The sequence below is a fragment of the Rhodococcus sp. 1R11 genome (genome assembly GCF_004563845.1).
In the GTDB taxonomy this organism is placed as follows: Bacteria; Actinomycetota; Actinomycetes; order Mycobacteriales; family Mycobacteriaceae; genus Rhodococcoides.
Window position 1 is genome coordinate 90,080 of sequence record NZ_SPNG01000003.1, and the last position, 18,606, is coordinate 108,685.

The 18,606-nt window shown below is 66.0% G+C and carries 18 protein-coding genes; 7 read left to right on the forward strand and 11 right to left on the reverse strand.

Features of this window, described 5'->3' with window-relative positions; genetic code table 11:
* Window positions 1–13: 13 nt before the first annotated feature.
* Window positions 14–1,135, forward strand: a complete 1,122-nt coding sequence (locus tag E4P29_RS06275) for an ABC transporter substrate-binding protein (protein WP_135042885.1) — start codon at window positions 14–16, stop codon at window positions 1,133–1,135.
* A gap of 72 nt (window positions 1,136–1,207) precedes the next feature.
* Here E4P29_RS06275 and E4P29_RS06280 read toward each other — a convergent pair whose 3' ends face one another.
* Window positions 1,208–1,624: an HIT domain-containing protein gene (locus E4P29_RS06280; protein WP_045842065.1), complete on the reverse strand. Its 417-nt coding sequence runs from the start codon at window positions 1,622–1,624 to the stop codon at window positions 1,208–1,210.
* 91 nt (window positions 1,625–1,715) lie between these two features.
* Between E4P29_RS06280 and E4P29_RS06285 the strand changes: the two genes are divergently transcribed.
* Window positions 1,716–2,507, forward strand: coding sequence for an HAD-IIA family hydrolase (locus tag E4P29_RS06285; RefSeq protein WP_135042887.1), 792 nt, complete (start codon window positions 1,716–1,718; stop codon window positions 2,505–2,507).
* A gap of 46 nt (window positions 2,508–2,553) precedes the next feature.
* Here the strand turns inward: E4P29_RS06285 and purB are convergent, their stop codons facing one another.
* On the reverse strand, window positions 2,554–3,978 hold the full coding sequence (gene purB / locus E4P29_RS06290) for an adenylosuccinate lyase (protein WP_135042889.1): 1,425 nt from the start codon (window positions 3,976–3,978) through the stop codon (window positions 2,554–2,556).
* A gap of 145 nt (window positions 3,979–4,123) precedes the next feature.
* Here purB and E4P29_RS06295 point away from each other — a divergent pair, with 145 nt between their 5' ends.
* Window positions 4,124–4,774, forward strand: a complete 651-nt coding sequence (locus tag E4P29_RS06295; protein WP_209205320.1) for a DsbA family oxidoreductase — start codon at window positions 4,124–4,126, stop codon at window positions 4,772–4,774.
* Window positions 4,771–4,899 carry a hypothetical protein gene (locus tag E4P29_RS26520; RefSeq protein WP_280634528.1) on the forward strand — a complete coding sequence of 43 codons (129 nt, stop codon included), beginning with the start codon at window positions 4,771–4,773 and terminating at the stop codon, window positions 4,897–4,899. The genes E4P29_RS06295 and E4P29_RS26520 overlap by 4 nt, the downstream gene beginning before the upstream one ends.
* A gap of 11 nt (window positions 4,900–4,910) precedes the next feature.
* Here E4P29_RS26520 and E4P29_RS06300 read toward each other — a convergent pair whose 3' ends face one another.
* Window positions 4,911–5,558 carry a TetR family transcriptional regulator C-terminal domain-containing protein gene (locus E4P29_RS06300; RefSeq protein ID WP_032367536.1) on the reverse strand — a complete coding sequence of 216 codons (648 nt, stop codon included), beginning with the start codon at window positions 5,556–5,558 and terminating at the stop codon, window positions 4,911–4,913.
* Window positions 5,559–5,598: 40 nt separating this feature from the next.
* Between E4P29_RS06300 and E4P29_RS06305 the strand changes: the two genes are divergently transcribed.
* A complete protein-coding gene (locus tag E4P29_RS06305) occupies window positions 5,599–6,630 on the forward strand; it encodes a GntG family PLP-dependent aldolase (protein ID WP_135042893.1) in 1,032 nt (343 codons plus the stop codon).
* Window positions 6,631–6,695: 65 nt separating this feature from the next.
* Here E4P29_RS06305 and E4P29_RS06310 read toward each other — a convergent pair whose 3' ends face one another.
* From E4P29_RS06310 to E4P29_RS06330, 5 genes are all read right to left on the reverse strand, one after another.
* Complete coding sequence (locus tag E4P29_RS06310) at window positions 6,696–7,844, reverse strand: pyridoxal phosphate-dependent aminotransferase (RefSeq protein WP_135042895.1); 1,149 nt, start codon at window positions 7,842–7,844, stop codon at window positions 6,696–6,698.
* A gap of 135 nt (window positions 7,845–7,979) precedes the next feature.
* Window positions 7,980–8,816, reverse strand: coding sequence for a DUF559 domain-containing protein (locus E4P29_RS06315; protein WP_135042897.1), 837 nt, complete (start codon window positions 8,814–8,816; stop codon window positions 7,980–7,982).
* A gap of 353 nt (window positions 8,817–9,169) precedes the next feature.
* Window positions 9,170–10,420 (reverse strand): phosphoribosylamine--glycine ligase, encoded by a 1,251-nt coding sequence (gene purD, locus E4P29_RS06320; RefSeq protein WP_135042899.1) that lies wholly within the window; start codon window positions 10,418–10,420, stop codon window positions 9,170–9,172.
* A gap of 76 nt (window positions 10,421–10,496) precedes the next feature.
* Entirely contained in the window at window positions 10,497–12,488 is a 1,992-nt protein-coding gene (locus E4P29_RS06325) for a glycosyltransferase family 39 protein (RefSeq protein ID WP_135042901.1), read from the reverse strand.
* Window positions 12,485–13,756 (reverse strand): bifunctional glycosyltransferase family 2/GtrA family protein, encoded by a 1,272-nt coding sequence (locus E4P29_RS06330; protein ID WP_135042903.1) that lies wholly within the window; start codon window positions 13,754–13,756, stop codon window positions 12,485–12,487. The genes E4P29_RS06325 and E4P29_RS06330 overlap by 4 nt, the downstream gene beginning before the upstream one ends.
* A gap of 121 nt (window positions 13,757–13,877) precedes the next feature.
* On the opposite strand from E4P29_RS06330, the gene E4P29_RS06335 reads away from it, so the two are divergent.
* Window positions 13,878–14,303, forward strand: a complete 426-nt coding sequence (locus tag E4P29_RS06335) for an HIT family protein (protein WP_135042905.1) — start codon at window positions 13,878–13,880, stop codon at window positions 14,301–14,303.
* Between the two features lie 19 nt (window positions 14,304–14,322).
* Here the strand turns inward: E4P29_RS06335 and E4P29_RS06340 are convergent, their stop codons facing one another.
* Window positions 14,323–14,847 carry a helix-turn-helix domain-containing protein gene (locus E4P29_RS06340; RefSeq protein WP_135042907.1) on the reverse strand — a complete coding sequence of 175 codons (525 nt, stop codon included), beginning with the start codon at window positions 14,845–14,847 and terminating at the stop codon, window positions 14,323–14,325.
* Window positions 14,848–14,922: 75 nt separating this feature from the next.
* On the opposite strand from E4P29_RS06340, the gene E4P29_RS06345 reads away from it, so the two are divergent.
* On the forward strand, window positions 14,923–16,305 hold the full coding sequence (locus E4P29_RS06345; RefSeq protein ID WP_135042909.1) for an MFS transporter: 1,383 nt from the start codon (window positions 14,923–14,925) through the stop codon (window positions 16,303–16,305).
* Here E4P29_RS06345 and E4P29_RS06350 read toward each other — a convergent pair.
* Window positions 16,288–16,944: a response regulator gene (locus E4P29_RS06350; protein ID WP_135042911.1), complete on the reverse strand. Its 657-nt coding sequence runs from the start codon at window positions 16,942–16,944 to the stop codon at window positions 16,288–16,290. The two genes, E4P29_RS06345 and E4P29_RS06350, sit on opposite strands and share 18 nt — an antisense overlap.
* Entirely contained in the window at window positions 16,941–18,605 is a 1,665-nt protein-coding gene (locus E4P29_RS06355) for a sensor histidine kinase (protein ID WP_135042913.1), read from the reverse strand. The genes E4P29_RS06350 and E4P29_RS06355 overlap by 4 nt, the downstream gene beginning before the upstream one ends.
* Window position 18,606: the final 1 nt, after the last annotated feature.

Genomic DNA, 18,606 nt, shown 5'->3' on the forward strand with positions numbered 1-18,606 from the left:
CGAAAGCAGACACATGATCGACTCCCGAGCCCATACTTCGAGCAGATTCGGCTCCGCACCCCGCGCCCTCACCGGAGGCATCGCGGTTCTCGTGCTTCTCGCCGCTGCCGCGTGCAGCAGCGGCACCACCGCCACCGACGACGGCGGCACCCAGGCCGTCGACCTGAACGCGAACCCCGCCGCGTGCAGTGCGAACGACCGCGTCGATTCGGTCGAGCGCGCGTCCGGACCGTTCACGTACACCGACGGCCGCGGACGGACCGTTTCCCTCGATGCACAACCGACCAGAATCATCGCCGACGAGGAATCCGCCGCTGCACTGATGTCGTACGGAATCAAGCCGATCGCCATCTGGTCGACAACGCCGATGGGGACCAGCCCGATTCTGAGTTGCTCCGATCTGACGGGCATCGAATCGGTCGGCGAGACCTGGGGCACCTTCGATTTCGAGAAAGCCGCCAGCCTGGACCCGGATCTCGTCATCGGTGAGTTCAACCCCAGATTCGGCCAGTTCGGCAAGCTGACCACGACGGCCGATTCGTCCAAGGCCGACACGATCGATCAGATCGCTCCCACCCTGGGGGTCACCTTGGACACGACGTCGACCGCGAAGACCATCGAGAACTACGCCGGGCTGGCGTCGTCGCTCGGCGTCGACCTCGACACCCCACAACTGGCAGACATCAAGTCCGACTACGACGCTGCTGTCACCAACTTCAAGAAGGTTGCGTCCGAACGTCAGGACCTCACCGGAGTCGGAGTCTGGCCCCTCGACGTCGCCTACGTACTCGATCCGTCCGCGGATCCCGACTTCAGCGACTACGAGAGCTGGGGCTTGAAGATGTACACACCCGACGGCACCGACGACGGTTACTGGAAGAAGGTGTCCTGGGAGAACGTCTCGAGTGTCGATGCCGATGTCGCGTTCGTCTACCACGACGTTGCCAACGCATCCGATGTGAAGCTTGCCGACATCCCGAGCCGTTACCCCGGCTTCGACACCATCTCCGCCGTCGAGAAGCAACAGATGGTGCTGTGGGACTACGGCGCCAACAAGAGCTACAGCCGCTACACCAACACCATCAACGTCTACGCCGATGCACTGTCCAAGGCGCAGAAGGTCACTGCCGAGTAGTCGTATCGAGCACACCCACGGGACCATCGGTGATCGCTGCCGGTGGTCCCGTTCTGTGTTCGTCCGTCATCACTACAGGGCAGCTGCGATCTCCGCCGCCAGTCGGTCGAGTTCGGACCGATGCGGCGACGACGGCCGAGCCCGTAGGCCGAATCCGTCGCCGATCATGCGCGGGATGACGTGGAGATGGACGTGGAAGATTTCCTGACCTGCCACCGTGCCGTCGGCGAGGAACAGGTTCACCCCGGCGACGCGCGGATTGCTCGCTCGCACAGCGGCAGCCACCTTCTGCCCGACGACGAACAGATGCGCACCCACCTCGGGCGGCAACTCGGCCAGCGTCCGATACTGCTGCTTGGGCACCACGAGCACGTGCCCGGTGGTGAGAGGCCTGATGTCCATGAACGCGATCGCGGTGTCGTCCTCGTGGACGCGCGACGCCTCGGCGGTCCCGGCAATGATCTCGGAGAAAATCGTGTAGGGGTTCACGGCATCGAGCCTAGGCGTGAGCGCCGAGTGCGAGATCGACAGAGCGACCACTGGAACTGCGCGACTCACTCGACCCGACTACTGTTTGCCGATGAGCATCGGCGGGGTTCTCTTCGACATCGACGGCGTACTCGTCACGTCGTGGCAGGCGGTACCCGGAGCAGCTGCGACGCTGAAGTACCTGGACAACAACGACATTGCACGCGCGTTCCTGACCAACACGACCTCGAAGACGCGCGAGCAGATAGCGGCGGCGCTGCGCGACGTCGGACTCGACGTCCATTCCGACGAGATCGTCACCGCCGCGTCGCTCACCGCGGATCATCTACGCGAGAACTACCCGGATGCCCGGGTGGTCATGATCAACAACGGCGAGATCGCGGCCGATATGCCGGGCATCGAATTCGTCGAGGAGTCGTCCGGGGATCCGGATGTCGTGGTCGTCGGCGGTGCCGGCCCGGAATTCACGCACGAGCGCCTCAGTCGCGTCTACGACTGGCTGTGTCGCGGCATTCCCGTCGTCGCGATGCATCGATCGTTGATGTGGAGTACCGGTGGCGGTTTGCGCATCGACACCGGCATGTACCTCGCCGGGATGGAGCAAGCGTCCGGGCACGCCGCGAAAGCCATCGGCAAGCCCGCTCCCCTGGGCTTCCGCACGGCGTCCGAGCGGATGGGCGTCGACCCGGACGACGTCGTCATGGTCGGCGACGACCTCGACAACGACGTCCTCGCCGCTCAGGTCGTCGGCATGACCGGTGTTCTGGTGCGCACCGGAAAATTCCGTCAGGACGTGCTCGATCGACGAATCACCGACGAATTCGCGATGGAACCCGATCACGTGATCGATTCTGTCGCAGACCTGCCTGACGTCTTGATGTGAGTGGAAACTCGTAGCCTACTACGAGTTTCCACTCACAACAGAGAACTCAGAGAATCGGCGACGGGCTGTAAGCCGCACCGGCCGGGAACTTCGCGATCAACCGCTCCACGGCCGAGACGACTGCGCTGACCTGAGCGTCTGCTGCACCGACGAATGCCGTCTTGTCGGCCAACGCCGCATCGAGTGCAGCGCGGTCGAGCGGCAGGCGGTCGTCGGCGGCCAGGCGATCCAGCAGGTCGGGCTCGAGTCCCTGCTCGCGCATGGCCAACGCGACGGCGACGGCGTGTTCCTTGATCGCCTCGTGCGCGGTCTCGCGGCCGACGCCTGCGCGCACGGCCGCCATCAGCACCTTCGTCGTCGCGAGGAACGGCAGGTAGCGGTCCAGTTCCTTGGCGATGACGGCCGGGTACGCGCCGAACTCGTCGAGCACGGTCAGGAAGGTCTCGATGAGACCGTCGATGGCGAAGAACGCGTCGGGCAGCGCAACGCGACGCACGACGGAACAGAAGACGTCGCCCTCGTTCCACTGAGCTCCGGCGAGCTCGGCGGCCATCGATCCGTAGCCGCGAAGCACCACTTGCAGGCCGTTGACGCGTTCGCACGAGCGCGTGTTCATCTTGTGGGGCATCGCCGACGAACCGACCTGGCCGGGCTGGAAGCCCTCGGTGACGAGTTCGTGGCCCGCCATCAGGCGGACGGTGTGCGCGAACGACGACGGCCCTGCACCCACCTGGACCAGCGCGGACACGACCTCGTGATCGAGCGAGCGGGGGTACACCTGGCCGACGCTGGTGAGCGTGTGTCGGAAGCCGAGATGATCGGCGACGATGCGTTCGAGTGCGACCAGCTTCGCGGAGTCTCCGCCGAACAGGTCGAGCATGTCCTGCGAGGTACCCATCGGGCCCTTGATGCCGCGCAGTGGGTAGCGAGCGATCAGTTCCTGCAACCGGGACAGCGCGAGCAGCAGTTCGTCGGCGGCCGACGCGAAACGCTTGCCCAGCGTGGTGGCCTGAGCGGCGACGTTGTGGCTTCGGCCGGCCATGACGAGGGGGGAGTATTCGGCGGCGCGTTCGGCCAACCGCTTCGCCACTGCCACACCGTGGGTGTGGACGTGTTCGAGCGAACGCAGAATCTGCAGCTGCTCGACGTTCTCGGTCAGGTCGCGGCTGGTGAGTCCCTTGTGGATGTGCTCGTGACCGGCGAGGGCGTTGAACTCCTCGATGCGGGCCTTCACGTCGTGCCTGGTGACGCGTTCCCGCTCGGCGATGGACGCCAGGTCGACCTGGTCGGCGACAGCCTCGTAATCGGCGATGGCCGCGTTGGGCACGTCTACTCCGAGCGAGGACTGTGCGCGCAGCACGGCAATCCACAGTTGCCGTTCGAGCGTGATCTTGTATTCCGGAGACCACAGCTCCACCAGTTCGGGGCTTGCGTAACGGGTGGCCAGGACATTCGGGATGCTCACGAGCATCCAGCTTACGTGGCCCAGTTGTCGGTCTCGGAAGACGACTGCACTGTTTCGAAAGTGGACTGCCGCCACCGACCTCCCGGGATCGCACCCGGGTGCCGGTCCGCCGTGTGGAATAACCGCGGCGCATCCCGATGTTGCAGCCGCCGTGAGCCGAACAGTGAAGGTCGACATCTGGTCCGACATCGCGTGCCCGTGGTGCTTCGTCGGTAAGCGCCGTTTCGAGGCAGGTGCTGCGGAGTTCATCGCCGATGGCGGGACGCTCGAAGTGGAGTTCCACTCGTTCGAGCTGGCACCCGACACACCGGTCGACTTCGACGGCAGCGAGGTCGACTTTCTCGTCTCCCACAAAGGCATGCCGGCCGCCCAGGTCACGCAGATGTTGGGGCAGATGACCGAGCTGGCCGCAGCCGAGGGGCTTGCGTACGACTTCGACGCCTTGCAGCACACCAACACCGTCAAGGCGCATGAGCTCCTGCACTTCGCCAAGTCGAAGGGCAAGCAGGTCGAGATGAAGGAACGGCTGCTGGCGGCCTACTTCGAGGAGGGCCGCCACGTCGGACGCGTCGACGACCTCGCCGACCTGGCCGCCGAGATCGGTCTCGATCGTGACGAAGTGGTCGAGGCGCTGAAGTCCGAGGAGTTCCTGCCCGCAGTGCACGCGGACAAGGAGCAGGCCATCGCCTATGGGATCACTGGTGTGCCGTTCTTCGTGATCGACGGTCGCCTCGGTGTGTCGGGCGCGCAGGAACTGTCGGTGTTCACCGACGTCCTGCAGAAGGCCGCTACCGGCTCATGAGCGGCCCTTTGGAGATGGTCGGCGACGACCACGGACTCGTCTGCGAGGATGGTGTGTGCGAGGTGCCGCCGATCCGAGACGCAGACTCGGGCGAGAACGACTTCGGGCCGAACGCGCCGGCCTGAGGGGGCCGGAGTCAATCGGCCGACACCTGTTCCGCCGGTGCCACGATGTCGATGACGGCCAGCAGCATGCTGCGCGCCATTTCACGAGGATCGGGATCCACTTCGCTGAGCGCGCCCACCACCGCTCCGTCGACCACAGCCACGAGTCGTCGTAGCTGCTCTTCCTGCACGGTTCGCCCTGATCGACGCAACACATCGGTCAACAGGTCGTCGATCTGCGCGCGCAGCCTCAGCTGCACCTCGCGCAGTTCGGGATGCCGAGCCGACGCGATGAACCGCTCGTATCTCGCGACCAGTTGCTCATGGCCGCCCTGCGGCCCGATCAGCAGATCGACGATGAGGTCGACGGTCGACTCCATCTTCTGCGAGCACTTGCCCTCGTCGTCGATACGTCCGCGCATGACGTCGATCTCGCGGGTCCCGACGACGTCGACCGCCGCGGCCACCAAGTCGCCGAGCGACTCGAAATAGTAGGTGGTCGACGCCAACGGCAGTCCGGCGCGAGCGGCAACCGACCGGTGCCGAACCGCGTCGAATCCACCCTCGACCAGCAGGTCTGCAGCCGCCGACGCCAGAGCGTGGCGGCGGCGCACTCCCTTCGGAGTCGCACCCGACACCTTGTGCTGCGACTCGGTCGGACCTGCGGACATTCCAGTCATCGTGCCAGCTCGTAGCCGTTCGTCGGACTGCTTTCGCGCTATGGAATTGTCAGTGTTCGTGGCTCCTCGACCTATCGACCTTCGCTCCGACACCATCACCCGACCCGATTCGGTCATGCGACAAGCCATGGCCGACGCCGAAGTGGGCGACGACGTCCTCGATCACGATCCGACGATGGCGGTGCTCGAGGAAAGAGTCGCGGATCTGCTCGGCTTCGAGGCGGCGCTGTGGGTGCCGTCCGGTTCGATGGGCAACATCATTGCGCTGATGCTCCATCTGCAACGAGGCGATCGATTCCTGGCCCCCGAACACGCGCACGTTCTGGGCTCCGAGCTCGGTACCGCCGCCTGGTTGGCGGGCGGAATGCCCGAAGCACTCCCCCACGACGGTGGCCCCGGACGCCCCCTCGCGTCGACGGTGCGTGCGGCAGCAGGCGGCGGCGGACCGTACTTCGCCCTGCGGACGACATTGCTCTCGCTCGAGAACACACACAACTTCGCCGGCGGTGCCGTGTTCGGGCCGGACGAGTGGGCGGAACTCGTTGCTGCCGGACGAGACTCGGGGTTGAGAATTCACCTCGACGGGGCCCGGTTGTGGAATACCGCTGTGGCACTGGACGTTCCGATCGCGTCGTTGACCGCCGGCGCAGACACGGTGCAGGTGTGCCTGAGCAAGGGGCTCGGTGCACCCGTCGGCTCGATGCTCGCTTCCGACGCCGCTCGAATCCACGAGGCCCGGCGCGTGCGAAAGATGTTGGGCGGCGGCGTGCGTCAGGGCGGAGTTCTGGCTGCGGCCGGGCTCGTCGCCCTGGATCGAATCGGCGATCTCGTCGAGGATCACGCCAATGCGTCGACGCTGGCACGCGGCCTTCGTGAACGCGGCTGGGAGGTCGCAGAACCCCAGACGAACATCGTGCTCGCCGCCGTAGCCGATCCTGTTCGGACGGTGACCGAGCTGGCCGATCTGGGAATCGCCGCCGTCACCGTCGCCGGCAAGGTGCGTTTCGTGACGCATCGCGACGTGTCCGCCGCCGACATCGACGAGGTGTTGGAGCGGCTGCGCCGCATGTGAGCGCAGCGCTTTCCTGTCGTTCCGCAGGCTCCACTCCTGCCTCGTAGCCTGCTACGAGTTTCCATTCACAAGCGACGTAGTCGCTCCAACGCTTCTTCGACGTCGGACGTGGTGCCTGCGAACGAGAATCGCACCGTGTGGTTCCCACGGACGGTGTCGAAGTCGACGCCGGGTGCCAACGCGACACCGGTCTCGGCCAGCACTCGGGCGCACCAACCACGAGAGTCGTCGGTGAGATGCGCGATGTCTGCGTAGACGTAGAAGGCACCATCGGCCGGAGCCAGATCGGTGATACCCAACGCAGGCAAACCGTCGAGCAGGATCCTGCGGTTGACGGCGTACCGCTCGACGTGCGAATCGAGCTCTCGGCGTGACTCTTCGGTGAACGCCGCTATGGCCGCCACCTGCGAGATCGCCGGCGGGCAGACCGTCATGTTCGACGCCAATCGTTCGACGGCCCTGCGCAATCGAGCCGGCAGCAGCATCCAGCCCATCCGCCACCCCGTCATCGAGAAGTACTTGGACACCGATCCGATCGCGACGGATTCTTTCGACGTCTCCCACGCGCTGGACGTGTGCGCGTCGCCGTAGGAGATACCGTGGTAGATCTCGTCGGAGATCAACAGCGTTCCGTGCTCGTCGCACCAGCGCGCGATGGCGGCCAGCTCGTCGGGGTCGATGATCGTGCCGGTGGGGTTGGCCGGACTGGCGACGATGAGCCCGGCAGGCGGCTCGGGCAGTTCCTCGAGCATCGCGACGGTGGGCTGGAACCGTGTCTCCTCCACACAATCCAGTTCGACGACGCGACAGCCCAACGCCGCCAACGTGTTTCGATACGCAGGATAACCGGGCCTGGCCATGACGACGGTATCCCCCGCGTCGAACGCAGCGAGGAACAGCAACGTGAATGCGCCCGACGATCCGGTGGTGATCACCACGTCGTCGGCCTCGACGGTGATCCCGTACCGCGTGCTGTGATACTCCGCGATCGCTCGGCGCAGCGGCAGAATGCCCAGCGTCTCGGTGTACCCGAGCAGATGCGAATCCAGAGCGTCTCGGGTGGCGCGCAACACCGGCCCGGGCGCCCTGGTCGACGGCTGACCTGCGGCAAGCGACAGCACATCACCGTGAGTGCGCGCCCGCTCGGCCGCCGCGGCGAACACATCCATCACGTGGAACGGCTCGACCTTCGATCGCTGCGATTCACTGTGCATTCCATCGACACTACTGACTCGAGTGTCCACAATTCCTCGGCAGGCATGGGATCGCGCGGGCCGAACAGGTGAGCTCAGTGCCCACAATTCCACGCCAGGCACGGCATCCCACCTCCGGCCACAAATAGTGGACACTCAGCTCAGTGCCTTCCGGCGACGTCGCACGGTCTCGATGATTTCGCGCACCACGGCGTCGAGGTCGGTCATCACCAGCGCGGCCGAGTATCGCAGCACGAGCCACCCGTCGAGCTGCAGTGCGTTCTGGCGCACTCGGTCGTTGGTGAACACCCCCGGCGCGCTGTGGAATTCACGGCCGTCGATTTCGATGATCACCCGGGCTCGACGGTCCAACAGATCGGCGAAGTACTGCCCCACCGCCGCGTTGATCTCGAGAAAGTAGCCTGCCGCGGTGAGTGCGCGGGCCACCAGTCGTTCCGGTTCGGAGAGCGTGCGCGGGCAGCACTGTCGCAGCTGCTTCTTCGCTTCGGTGACCCCTGCCATTCCGGCCGACTTCGCGCATTGCGCCGCCAGCCCGCGTTTACTGACGGATCCACTGAGCGCTGCGTCGACGAACGGTTCCAGGGCTGACCCGCCGAGTGAGGCCGACACGTCGACGATGCACTGCTCGATCGTCACGACGGGGAGGGCGTCGACGAAACTCGTCTCTCGAATGGTGCGACGATACGCACGCAGCCACGAAGGGCACCGCGCTCGCGTGCTGCGGGGCACGGTGATGTGCACCTGTTCGGGTTCGTAATCGATCAGGTTCCACCACCACGCCGCAGTCAGGTGGCTGAGCACTGCATCCGGTTGCCACAGCGTTGCGGCCACGCATCGGTCTCGGAACGACGGCTCGCCCGTGCAGTAGACGCCCGGTAACAGCCGAGTCAGTGTGCCGACCCTGGCCCGATAGTCGATTGCCCCTGCGCTGACGCCACTGTCCAGTAGTTGCTGCCTCGTGAATACCCCCATGGTCGAACAGCTTTGCGCCCAAGAACTGTTCGCGGGAGCCCGATGCGAGAAATGTGGACAACGCGAATGCCTGTGGACAACTAGGCCTAGTGTCCACTTTCAGCCCCGGTGATCGGGATCCCGTGTGCTACGGCAAATAGTGGACACTCAGCACACCTAGCCTCGACAACTGCGCTCAGTGTCCACTTTCAGCCCCGACGATCGGGATGCCGTGTGCTACGGCAAATAGTGGACACCCAGCACACCTAGCCTCGACAACTGCGCTCAGTGGCCACTTTCAGCCCCGACGCTCGGGATCCCGCGCACGACGACAAATAGTGGACACTCAGCACACCTGCTTCGCGCGCATCGACCTACAGCGAGATGCGACCCTCCACGGCAGCGAGGCCGATGTCGGTGCGGAAGTGGCTGCCCGGCAATCGGATTCCGGCGATGCGGGAGTAGGCGTCGTCGCGGGCGGCGGTGAGATCGAATCCGGTGCCGACCACGCTCAGCACGCGTCCACCCGCGGAGACGACCGCGCCGTCCTTTACAGCGGTGCCGGCATGCAGGACGCCGGGGCCGTCGGAGCCGAGGATCTCGTCACCGGTGCGGGGACGACCGGGGTAGTTCTCGGCTGCAATGACGACGGTGACGGCCGCTCCGTCCGCCCATTCGAGAGGGGGCACAGATGCCAGGGTCCCGGTGGCCGTCGCGTTCAGCAGTGCGCCGATGGGGGTCTTCAGCAGTGCGAGTACGGCTTGGGTCTCGGGATCGCCGAAGCGACAGTTGAATTCGACGACCGCCGGGCCGTCGGCACCCATCGCGAGACCGGCGTACAGCAGACCCGAGAACGGCACGCCACGCTTCACCATCTCGGCCGCAACGGGTTTCACCACATCACGGACGATCTCGTCGACGGCACCTTCGGGCAACCACGGGAGTGGGGTGTAGGCGCCCATGCCCCCGGTGTTGGGGCCGGTGTCTCCGTCGCCGACGCGTTTGTGGTCCTGCGCGGGCAGCAGCGGCACCACGGTCTCGCCGTCGACGAGGCAGAACAGGGACACTTCGGGGCCGTCGAGGAACGACTCGAGCAGTACCGGGTGACCGTTTTCGAGGAGCTCGGCGGCGTGGTCGCGGGCGACGAGGCGGTCGGTGGTGACGACGACGCCTTTGCCTGCGGCGAGTCCGTCGTCCTTGACGACCCAGTTGGGTCCGAATCGGTCGAGGGCGGCATCGAGCAGTGCGGGCGAGTCGACTATTTCGCTGTGTGCGGTTCGCACTCCCGCCGCTGCCATGACGTCTTTGGCGAAAGCCTTGGATCCTTCGATGCGTGCGGCGTCGGCCGACGGGCCGAACGTGGCGATTCCGGCCTCGCGCAGAGAATCGGCCACTCCGAGAACCAGGGGCACCTCGGGTCCGATGACGACGAGGTCGACCTCGAGCTTCGTGGCAAGTGCCGTCACCGCCTCACCGGATGCAACGTCGACGGCGTGCTGTTCGGCGAGCGTGGCCGTGCCCGCATTGCCGGGAGCGACGAACAGTTTGTCGACCGACGGGTCGGCCTTCAACGCAAGTAGAAGGGCGTGCTCACGAGCACCGGAACCTATGACGAGTACGCGCACAGTGCATCAGACTATCTGCTCGACGCCGTCGGGCCCCGCACCTGTCGTGATGCGGGGCCCGTCGGGGATGGCGAGATTACTGTGTCAGGTCGTACAGCGTGACGTTGTCGACGGTGGTCGCGGTGAAGTTCTCGGTCACCCATGCCGAGATTTCGGCCGAGGAACCCGACTCCCAGCCGCCCATACCGCCGCCTCCGATGAAGTAGTGGATTCGTCCGTCGGCGACGTACTGCTGGAACTCGGCGAGCGTCGGCGACGGGTCGGTTCCGTTGAAACCGCCGACGGGCATGACGGGATCCTCGGTGGCCAGTTGATAGCCCGCCGCGGTGTTGGCACCGATGGCCGCCGCGACCCAGGTGTACGAACCGGCGTCGTGTTCGAGCATCGCGGTGACCGCAGCGGTCGGGGTACTGCCCTCGAGCAGACCACCCATACCGCCACCCATGCCTCCCAACTCGGCACCGCCTGGCAGCTGGCCGGCCTGACCCGGGAAGCCCGCCGGCGGCTGCATTCCGGCCGGCATCTGTGCACCGGGAGGGAGCTGCATTCCACGTTGTCCGCGTCGGCCCTCACCCATGCCGCCGAATCCGCGCATGCCGGTGTTCGGCCCGGCGGACACGATCGATCCTGTGTGCGGGGTGCCGATCGTGTCCACCGCGTACGCCGTCGGCCCGGCCAGTCCGGCGAACATCACCGTGAGAATCGCGACCGCGGCGAGCCGGCCGCGAGTGAGCGACGGAATCAGCAGTGCCACCACCGCCACCACCCCGACGACCAGGATCGCCCACTTCAGCCACGGCACGAAGCTCGCGCTGCGGCCGAGCAGCACCCACGCCAGTACGACGGTCGACGCCACCGCGAGCGCCATCGCGATCCGGACCCACAACCGCTGTCGTTCGCGCCACAGCATCACACTGCCGATACCGACGAGCGCAGCGACGGCGGGCGAGAGTGCGACCGTGTAATACGAGTGGAAGATTCCCGCCATGAAGCTGAACGTCAGACCGGTGACGAGCAGCCACGCGCCCCACACGATCAACGACGCGCGTTGCACGTCGGTGCGAGGCGCTCTGCCTCGCAACGCGAGTCCCGTCACCAGCAGCAACAACGCGGCAGGGATGAGCCAGGCGATCTGGCCGCCCTGGGAGGCGTCGAACATGCGGAGTATGCCGGTCTCGCCCCACATCGAACCGCCGCCGCCTGCTCCCCCGTCGCCCGGGGTGACGCTGCCTGTCTCGTTACCGCTGAGTCGACCCAACCCGTTGTAGCCGAGCGTCAGTTCCAGAATCGAGTTGTTCTGCGAACCACCCACCCACGGCCGCGAGGATGCCGGCCAGAATTCGACGATGAGCAACCACCAACCGGCCGAGACGATCATGGCTCCGAGCGCCGCGAACAGCTGCAGCACTCGAGTGCCGAGTTTGGGCGGCCCGGTGATCAGGTACGTCAGGGCCAGCGGCGGCACGACGAGCATCACCTGAAGCTGTTTGGTGAGAAATCCGAATCCGACGAACATGCCGGTGATCAACAGCCACTTGGTCTTTCCCAATTCGACGCCTCGCAGCATGGCCCAGACGGCAGCGATCATCAGCAGCACCAGCAACGCGTCGGGATTGTTGAACCGAAACATCAATGCGGCAACGGGTGTCAGCGCCAGCACCAGTCCTGCGAGCAACCCGGCGGCCGCACCGAATCGGCGCACGACGACGGCTCGAAGCAGAGCAACGGAGGCGACTCCGAGCAGCGCCTGTGGCACCAGCATCGCCCAGGTGTTGAGCCCGAACACCCGCACCGACAACGACATCAACCACAGCGACATCGGCGGCTTGTCGACGGTGATCGAGTTGGCAGCATCGGAGGATCCGAAGAAGAAGGCCTTCCACGACACCGAACCTGCCTGTATCGCAGCGGAATAGAAGGAGTTGGCCCAACCCGAGGCACCGAGTCCCCAGATGTATGCCACGCCGGTGCCGATCAGCAGAGCGGTCAACCCGAGGAGTTCCCAACGCCGGGAGGTCGCCGGCTCGGTCGGTGTGGCCGCGGACGGCCTTTCGATCGTCGTGGTCATCGGTTCTCCCCCAAAGGATCGGAACCCGAACCGGCCGACTCCGAACGGGTGGACTCCGAACTGCGGAAGACCCAACGCAGTGCGACGAATCGGCACACGGTGGCCACGAGGTTGGCGACGACGAGAACGGCGAGTTCGACGTGCCGCGACACGTCCGGGGACCAGGCGTGCAGTGTCGCGAGCGAGCCGCTGGTCACCAGCAGCGCGAAACCGAAGATGGCCAAGCCTTGCAGCTGGTGTTTGCCCGCGCCGGCGGGCCCTCGGACGCCGAACGTGAAGGCACGGTTGGCTGCCGTGTTCAGTACCGCGGTGATCAGCAGTCCCGCGAAGTTCGCGGCCTGTGCCCCGATCACGGGATGCAGCACCAGGTACAGCAGTGCGTAGGCCACGGTGCTGGCGACACCGATGATCCCGAATCGCACCAATTGCCCGATCATTCCGTGCGGTACCCCGGCCACGAGCGGCTCCCGTCCCAGGCTTCGACGTAATTCTGCGACGGGGAGCACCCCGGTCGCGAGGGCACGACCGACGCGCCAGCATCCCTGCAGATCCTTGACGGCAGTATCGAAGATATGGACGCTGCTGTCGGGGTCGTCGACCCAGTCGACCGGCACCTCGTGAATCCGTAGGCCGACCTTCTCTGCGATGACGAGCAGCTCGGTGTCGAAGAACCATCCGGTGTCTTCGACGAGTGGGAGCAGTTTCCGAGCGACGTCGGTGCGCATCGCCTTGAAGCCGCACTGGGCGTCGGAGAAGCGGGCACGCAGCGAGGTGCGCAGGATGAGATTGTAACTGCGCGAAATGAATTCGCGCTTCACCCCCCGAACGACCCGAGACGACCGATTCAGCCGAGAGCCGATGGCGAGGTCCGAGTGACCCGAGAGCAGTGGGGCGACGAGCGGCATGAGGGCGTTGAGGTCGGTGGACAGATCGACATCCATGTAGGCAACGACGTCGGCGTCGGACGCGAGCCACACCGCTTTCAGCGCCCGCCCGCGTCCCTTTTCGTCGAGGTGATGAACCCGAACTCCGTCGATCTCGGCGGCGAGCCGATGCGCAACCGCGAGGGTGCCGTCGGTACTTGCGTTGTCGGCGATGGTGATCCGCGACCGGAACGGGATCCTTTCCTCGAGATGCTCGTGCAGTCGACGAATGCACTGCTCGAGATCTGCCTCTTCGTTGTACACCGGGATGACCACCTCGAGCGTGGCCGTTGCGTTCGAGCCGGGCCGGTGGCCTGCTGCTCGGGCGAGGTAGTTCGTTGTCATGAGGCAACACTCGTGTGTGCAGCTGGACCCAGGCTGCGACGAACCTGGCAATCACCTGGGAGGACAGGAGCGCAGCCAGCGGAGTGACCAAGAGGCACAGCTCGTAGGGCATTCTGTTCCCATGGCTTCTATTTTCAGCAAGATCATCGCAGGCGAGATTCCCGGACGGTTCGTCTGGCAGGACGACGACGTCGTGGCGTTTCTGACGATTGCCCCCGTCACTCAGGGACACACGTTGGTGGTTCCGCGTGCGGAGATCGATCAGTGGCAGGACGTCGACGGTGCTGTGTTCGCCAAGATCACGGCCGTCGCGCAGATCATCGGCCAGGCCGTCAGGACGGCGTTCGACGCACCACGCGCGGGTCTGTTGATCGCCGGACTGGAGGTGCCGCACCTGCATCTGCATGTGTTTCCGGCTTACGACATGGGAAACTTCGATATTTCCGGCGCGGATCCGAATCCGTCCCCCGAATCACAGGACGAGGCCGCCGACAAGCTTCGTGCGGCGTTGCGCGAACTCGGCCACGAGGCGCGCGTCCCGAACTGACACCTGCCGCGTCGACGACTCAGCGCAGGGGCGTCAAGAGCCGTCGACGCGTTCGTAGCTGCGTCGACACCGCGTCCGATCGGTTGTCCGGGTCGTAACCCGGCCCGACGTCGGTATCGATGTCGCGTGGGCCGGGTGCGACGCCACACTCGGGGCACAGTCCGAGCGGTCCCAGATCTGTCTCGCAGGTCGCATGCAGAAATCGGCGACGTGTGCCCGTCGGCTTGGGGTTCTGTTCCTCACCCCAGTAGCTCAGGGCGTAGACGGCCGGCCACAGCCCTTCGAGGGAGTCCGTCGGGACGTAGTCGTCGTGGCCGCCGCCATGGGCTCGGGCTTGCCGGTCGAGCAGTCCGGCGTCGACCAGGGTGCCGAGCCGTTGCGCCAGGACTGCCTTGGAGATGTCGAGGTGGACCTGGAAGTCGCCGAAGCGTCGGACCCCGAAGAAGCTGTCGCGCACGATGAGCATGGTCCAGCGCTCGCCGACGAGTTCGAGCGCGCGGGCCAGGGGGCAGTCCTGGCGGGCGTAGTCGGTTCCGAGTGCCATGGCCCCGATCGTACAGTCTGTTGACCGAACCAAGATGGCCGTTTACAGTTCGATCACCAGACCAGAGAGACGACGATGACCGACACTGCACCCACGCCCGCCGGCACCACGAACGGCAACCGCGCACTGGCCGTCGCCGCATCGGGCACCTTGTTGACGCTGATGGCGTTCACCGCTCCGCTCGCGACGATCAACAGCACCGCGGTCGACTTGGTGTCCGACGCTGCGGGACGAACCTGGATTCTGAGCTCGATGAGCATCGGCCTCGCCGCCGCGTTGCTCACCACCGGCACCGTCGCGGACGACTTCGGCCGTCGCCGCACCTTCGTACTCGGAGCAGCCGTTCTGGCCGTCGGCGCACTCGTCTGTGCCGTCTCTCCCAACACCCTCATCTTCGTGCTGGCCCGCATCCTGCAAGGCCTCGGCGGTGCCGCGGTCGTCGCATCCAGCCTCGGCATCATCGCGCACACGCACCCGGCCGGGCCGGTGCGCGCCAAGGCCAGCGGAGTCTGGGGTGCCAGCGTGGGGGCCGGTATCGCGCTCGGCCCGCTGCTCGCCGCGCTTCTCGACCGTTGGGCCAGCTGGCGTGAGGCGTACGTGGTCCTCGCGATCGCCACTCTGGCGCTCGCCGTCGTCGCGCAGCTGCGCGTCGAGGAATCCATGTCCGACGCCCCGCGCGGCCTCGATCCGGTCGGCGCGGTGCTGTTGGCCACGGGCATCGGCGCATTACTGGCCGCGCTGGTCGAGGGGCGTCAGGGGTGGACCGCCGCGACTCCCATCGTATTGTTCGTTTTCGCCGCGCTACTGCTGCTGGCCTTCGTCGTGCTCGAATTGCGTAGTGCGAGCCCGATGCTCGATCTCACGTTGTTTCGGCATCCGCCGTTTCTCGCCGCCACGGTCGCCGCTCTCGCCACGGGCGGCGGGATCATCGCACTGATGTCGTACATGGCCGGGTTCGTCGGCACCGCGCTCGGCATCGATGCCCTCGGGGCAGCGGTTCTGTTGTTCGCGTGGTCGGCGACCTCGGTCGTCACCGCATTGCTGGCTCGGCGAATTCCGGCCTCCGTCAGCGGCCGTATCCAACTCGCCGTCGGCCTGATCGGTGTGGCACTCGGCATGGTGATGTTGACGGGTCTCGCCGCGGACGCGGGCTGGCCACGGCTGCTGCCGGGACTGCTCGTGGCGGGCGTGGCCAGTGGCGTCCTCAACGCCGCGCTGGGACGCGAGGCCGTGGCCAGCGTCCCGGCCGGACGCGGCGGGATGGGCAGCGGGGCCAACAACACCGCGCGCTACGTCGGCTCCGCTGTCGGGGTCACCGTGGTTGCGGTGGTCGCCGTGCCGGCCGGCAACCATGCAGCGGCCGCTCTGGTCACGGGCTGGAACACTGCAGCCCTGATCACCGCGGCCATTTCGCTCGTCGGAGCGGCGGTCGTGGCGATCTCACGCGCCCGGCGGTAGCGAGTACTCCTGCTCCGGTCGCCCTGTCGATCCGTACCGCAGTTGCATACGGAGCCGTCCCTTGGACACCAGGGTGGCCAGATATCGCTGGGCAGTCGCTCGCGAAATGCCTATGGCCGCAGCCACTTCTCCGGCCGACATGGGCTCCGCTGTTCCGCGCACCGCGTCGAGCACCAGGTCCCGAGTGACCGATTGCGCCGTCGGCAACGGAGCCGCGGCACGAGGGCGGAGGGCGTCGAGTCCGCCGTCGATGTCCGCCTGCGTGAGTTCGTCCGAACGGTCGAGTGCACCACGGTATGCGAGATACCCGGTGAGGCGGTCGACCAGGGCAGAGCGGGGAAACGGCTTGATCAGGTATGTCCATGCGCCCGCGGTCATCGCCGAGCGCACAGTGTGCTGATCCGCAGCTGCGGAGAGCACCACCGCGTCACACGGCAGCTCTCGCACCAGATCGATACCGGACCCGTCCGGCAGATACACGTCCACGAGAGCCAGGTCGAAGGACTGGGTGGCCAGCATTTCTCGCGCCTGGGCGATACTCGTCGCCACTGCGGCCACCTCGTACTGGTCGAGTGAATTCACCAGTGCCGCATGCAGATCCGCGACCCGGAAGTCGTCGTCGACGACGAGAACTCTCATTGCGTCACCTCATCGATCAGTAGGGCGTCGGGAATGGAGGCAATGAACACCGCGCCTCCGCGGTCGTTGTCGGCCGTGATCTGCCCGCCGGCATCGGCCAACGTCACCTCGCCGCCACGGGTTCGCGCGATCTGTCGACTGAGAGCCAATCCCACACCTCGACCACCCGGTGTGTCCGCCGTCGATTTGGTCGAGACTCCCTCGACGAACACCTGCTCGGGTGCCAACGCGACGCCGTCACCCGAGTCGACGACGACGATATGCAGTGTCGAATCCTCCTGTACCAGTTCCACTTCCACCTCGGCAGGTCGACGTGCACCGAGCCGAGCCGCGTCGATCGCGTTGTCGATCAGGTTGCCCAGCACGGTGGTGACGTCCACCGGTCCGACCAGTTCCCCACCGACCCAGGTGTTCTCCCCCAACACCAGTCGCACGCCACTCTCGCGCGCGTGTGCAGCCTTGGCGGTGAGGAAGGAACGTAGGTAGGCGTCGGACACCGCATCGATGCCCTCGACTGCCTCCGATCTCGGCCCGACACCCAGAATCTCGTCGATGTACTCCGACGCTCGTTCGGGGTGGCCCTCGTGCAGCAGCCCACTGACCAGATGCATCCGGTTCGCGAACTCGTGTCGCTGGGCGCGCAGCACCGCGGACATCGACTGCACCGCGTCGAGTTGACGCGTCAGTGTCTCCACGTCCGTTCGATCCCGCACGGTGAGTACCGTCCCCAGATCTCGATTGTCACGCAGCACCTTTCGCGCAGCCGCGATGACGACGACCTCGTCGACGGCCGCGAGTACCGGCTCGCCCGTGGGCGATTCGATGACCTCGAGCAATCTGGGTGTGAGACCGATGTTCTCCACGCGCATTCCCGGCTTCCCGTCGATCGAGAGCAACGTGCGCGCCTCGTCGTTGACGACGGTGACGATGCCGTCCGGATCGATGGCCACCACCCCTTCGCCGATGCCGTGCAGCACTGCCTCCTGCTCTCGCACGAGCTCGGCCAGTTCCTCGGGTTCGAGGCCCAGGGTCAGCCGCTTCCACCTGCGCGCCAACAGGATCGACCCGAGCACACCCAACAGCAGCACCGCCCCGGTGACCAGTGCGCCGTTGATCAGATCCTTCACCAGCTCGGTGCGCACCGCTGTCGTGGAGATACCGACGCTCACTTCGCCGATCACGACGTCTTCCGAGCCCAGAGCCAGGATGGGCACTTTGGCACGGACGGAGTCGCCCAGTGTGCCGCGTTCGGATTCGACGACCTCGTTGCCCGCCAATGCGCCGGACGGATCGGTACTCACCCGTTGTCCCAGGACGGTCGGATCCGGATGCGCCAGGCGCAGTCCCCGGTCGTCGGTGATGACGACGAACAGAGCATCGGTGCGCTCCCGGGCGCTTTCGCCCGTCCGTTGCAGTGCACCGCCTGCCAGCACTCCCGCCGGCGCAGCATCGGTTCCCGCGGTGTCCGCGGCCGAGAACTGCCCCACGAGCGAACGCACCTCGGGGTCGGAGGCCACGGTCCGCGCGACCGCGAGTGCCCGCTCGCCGTACTCCTCGCTGGCCTGTTCGCCACTGCTGATCGCGAATACTCCGAACGCCACTGCCAGCGCCACCGCAACCAACGCGGCCTGCAGCAGCAGCACTTGAGTCCTCAATCGCACC

Coding starts and splice junctions, on each gene's coding strand:
- purB (WP_135042889.1), bottom strand. CDS start 3,978: ATGCTCGTGAGCATCCCGAATGTCCTGGCCACCCGTTACGCAAGCCCC.
- E4P29_RS06335 (WP_135042905.1), top strand. CDS start 13,878: ATGGCTTCTATTTTCAGCAAGATCATCGCAGGCGAGATTCCCGGACGG.
- E4P29_RS06315 (WP_135042897.1), bottom strand. CDS start 8,816: ATGGGGGTATTCACGAGGCAGCAACTACTGGACAGTGGCGTCAGCGCA.
- E4P29_RS06350 (WP_135042911.1), bottom strand. CDS start 16,944: ATGAGAGTTCTCGTCGTCGACGACGACTTCCGGGTCGCGGATCTGCAT.
- E4P29_RS06330 (WP_135042903.1), bottom strand. CDS start 13,756: ATGACAACGAACTACCTCGCCCGAGCAGCAGGCCACCGGCCCGGCTCG.
- E4P29_RS06300 (WP_032367536.1), bottom strand. CDS start 5,558: ATGACTGGAATGTCCGCAGGTCCGACCGAGTCGCAGCACAAGGTGTCG.
- E4P29_RS26520 (WP_280634528.1), top strand. CDS start 4,771: ATGAGCGGCCCTTTGGAGATGGTCGGCGACGACCACGGACTCGTCTGC.
- E4P29_RS06310 (WP_135042895.1), bottom strand. CDS start 7,844: ATGCACAGTGAATCGCAGCGATCGAAGGTCGAGCCGTTCCACGTGATG.
- E4P29_RS06285 (WP_135042887.1), top strand. CDS start 1,716: ATGAGCATCGGCGGGGTTCTCTTCGACATCGACGGCGTACTCGTCACG.
- E4P29_RS06305 (WP_135042893.1), top strand. CDS start 5,599: ATGGAATTGTCAGTGTTCGTGGCTCCTCGACCTATCGACCTTCGCTCC.
- E4P29_RS06340 (WP_135042907.1), bottom strand. CDS start 14,847: ATGGCACTCGGAACCGACTACGCCCGCCAGGACTGCCCCCTGGCCCGC.
- E4P29_RS06325 (WP_135042901.1), bottom strand. CDS start 12,488: ATGACCACGACGATCGAAAGGCCGTCCGCGGCCACACCGACCGAGCCG.
- E4P29_RS06275 (WP_135042885.1), top strand. CDS start 14: ATGATCGACTCCCGAGCCCATACTTCGAGCAGATTCGGCTCCGCACCC.
- E4P29_RS06345 (WP_135042909.1), top strand. CDS start 14,923: ATGACCGACACTGCACCCACGCCCGCCGGCACCACGAACGGCAACCGC.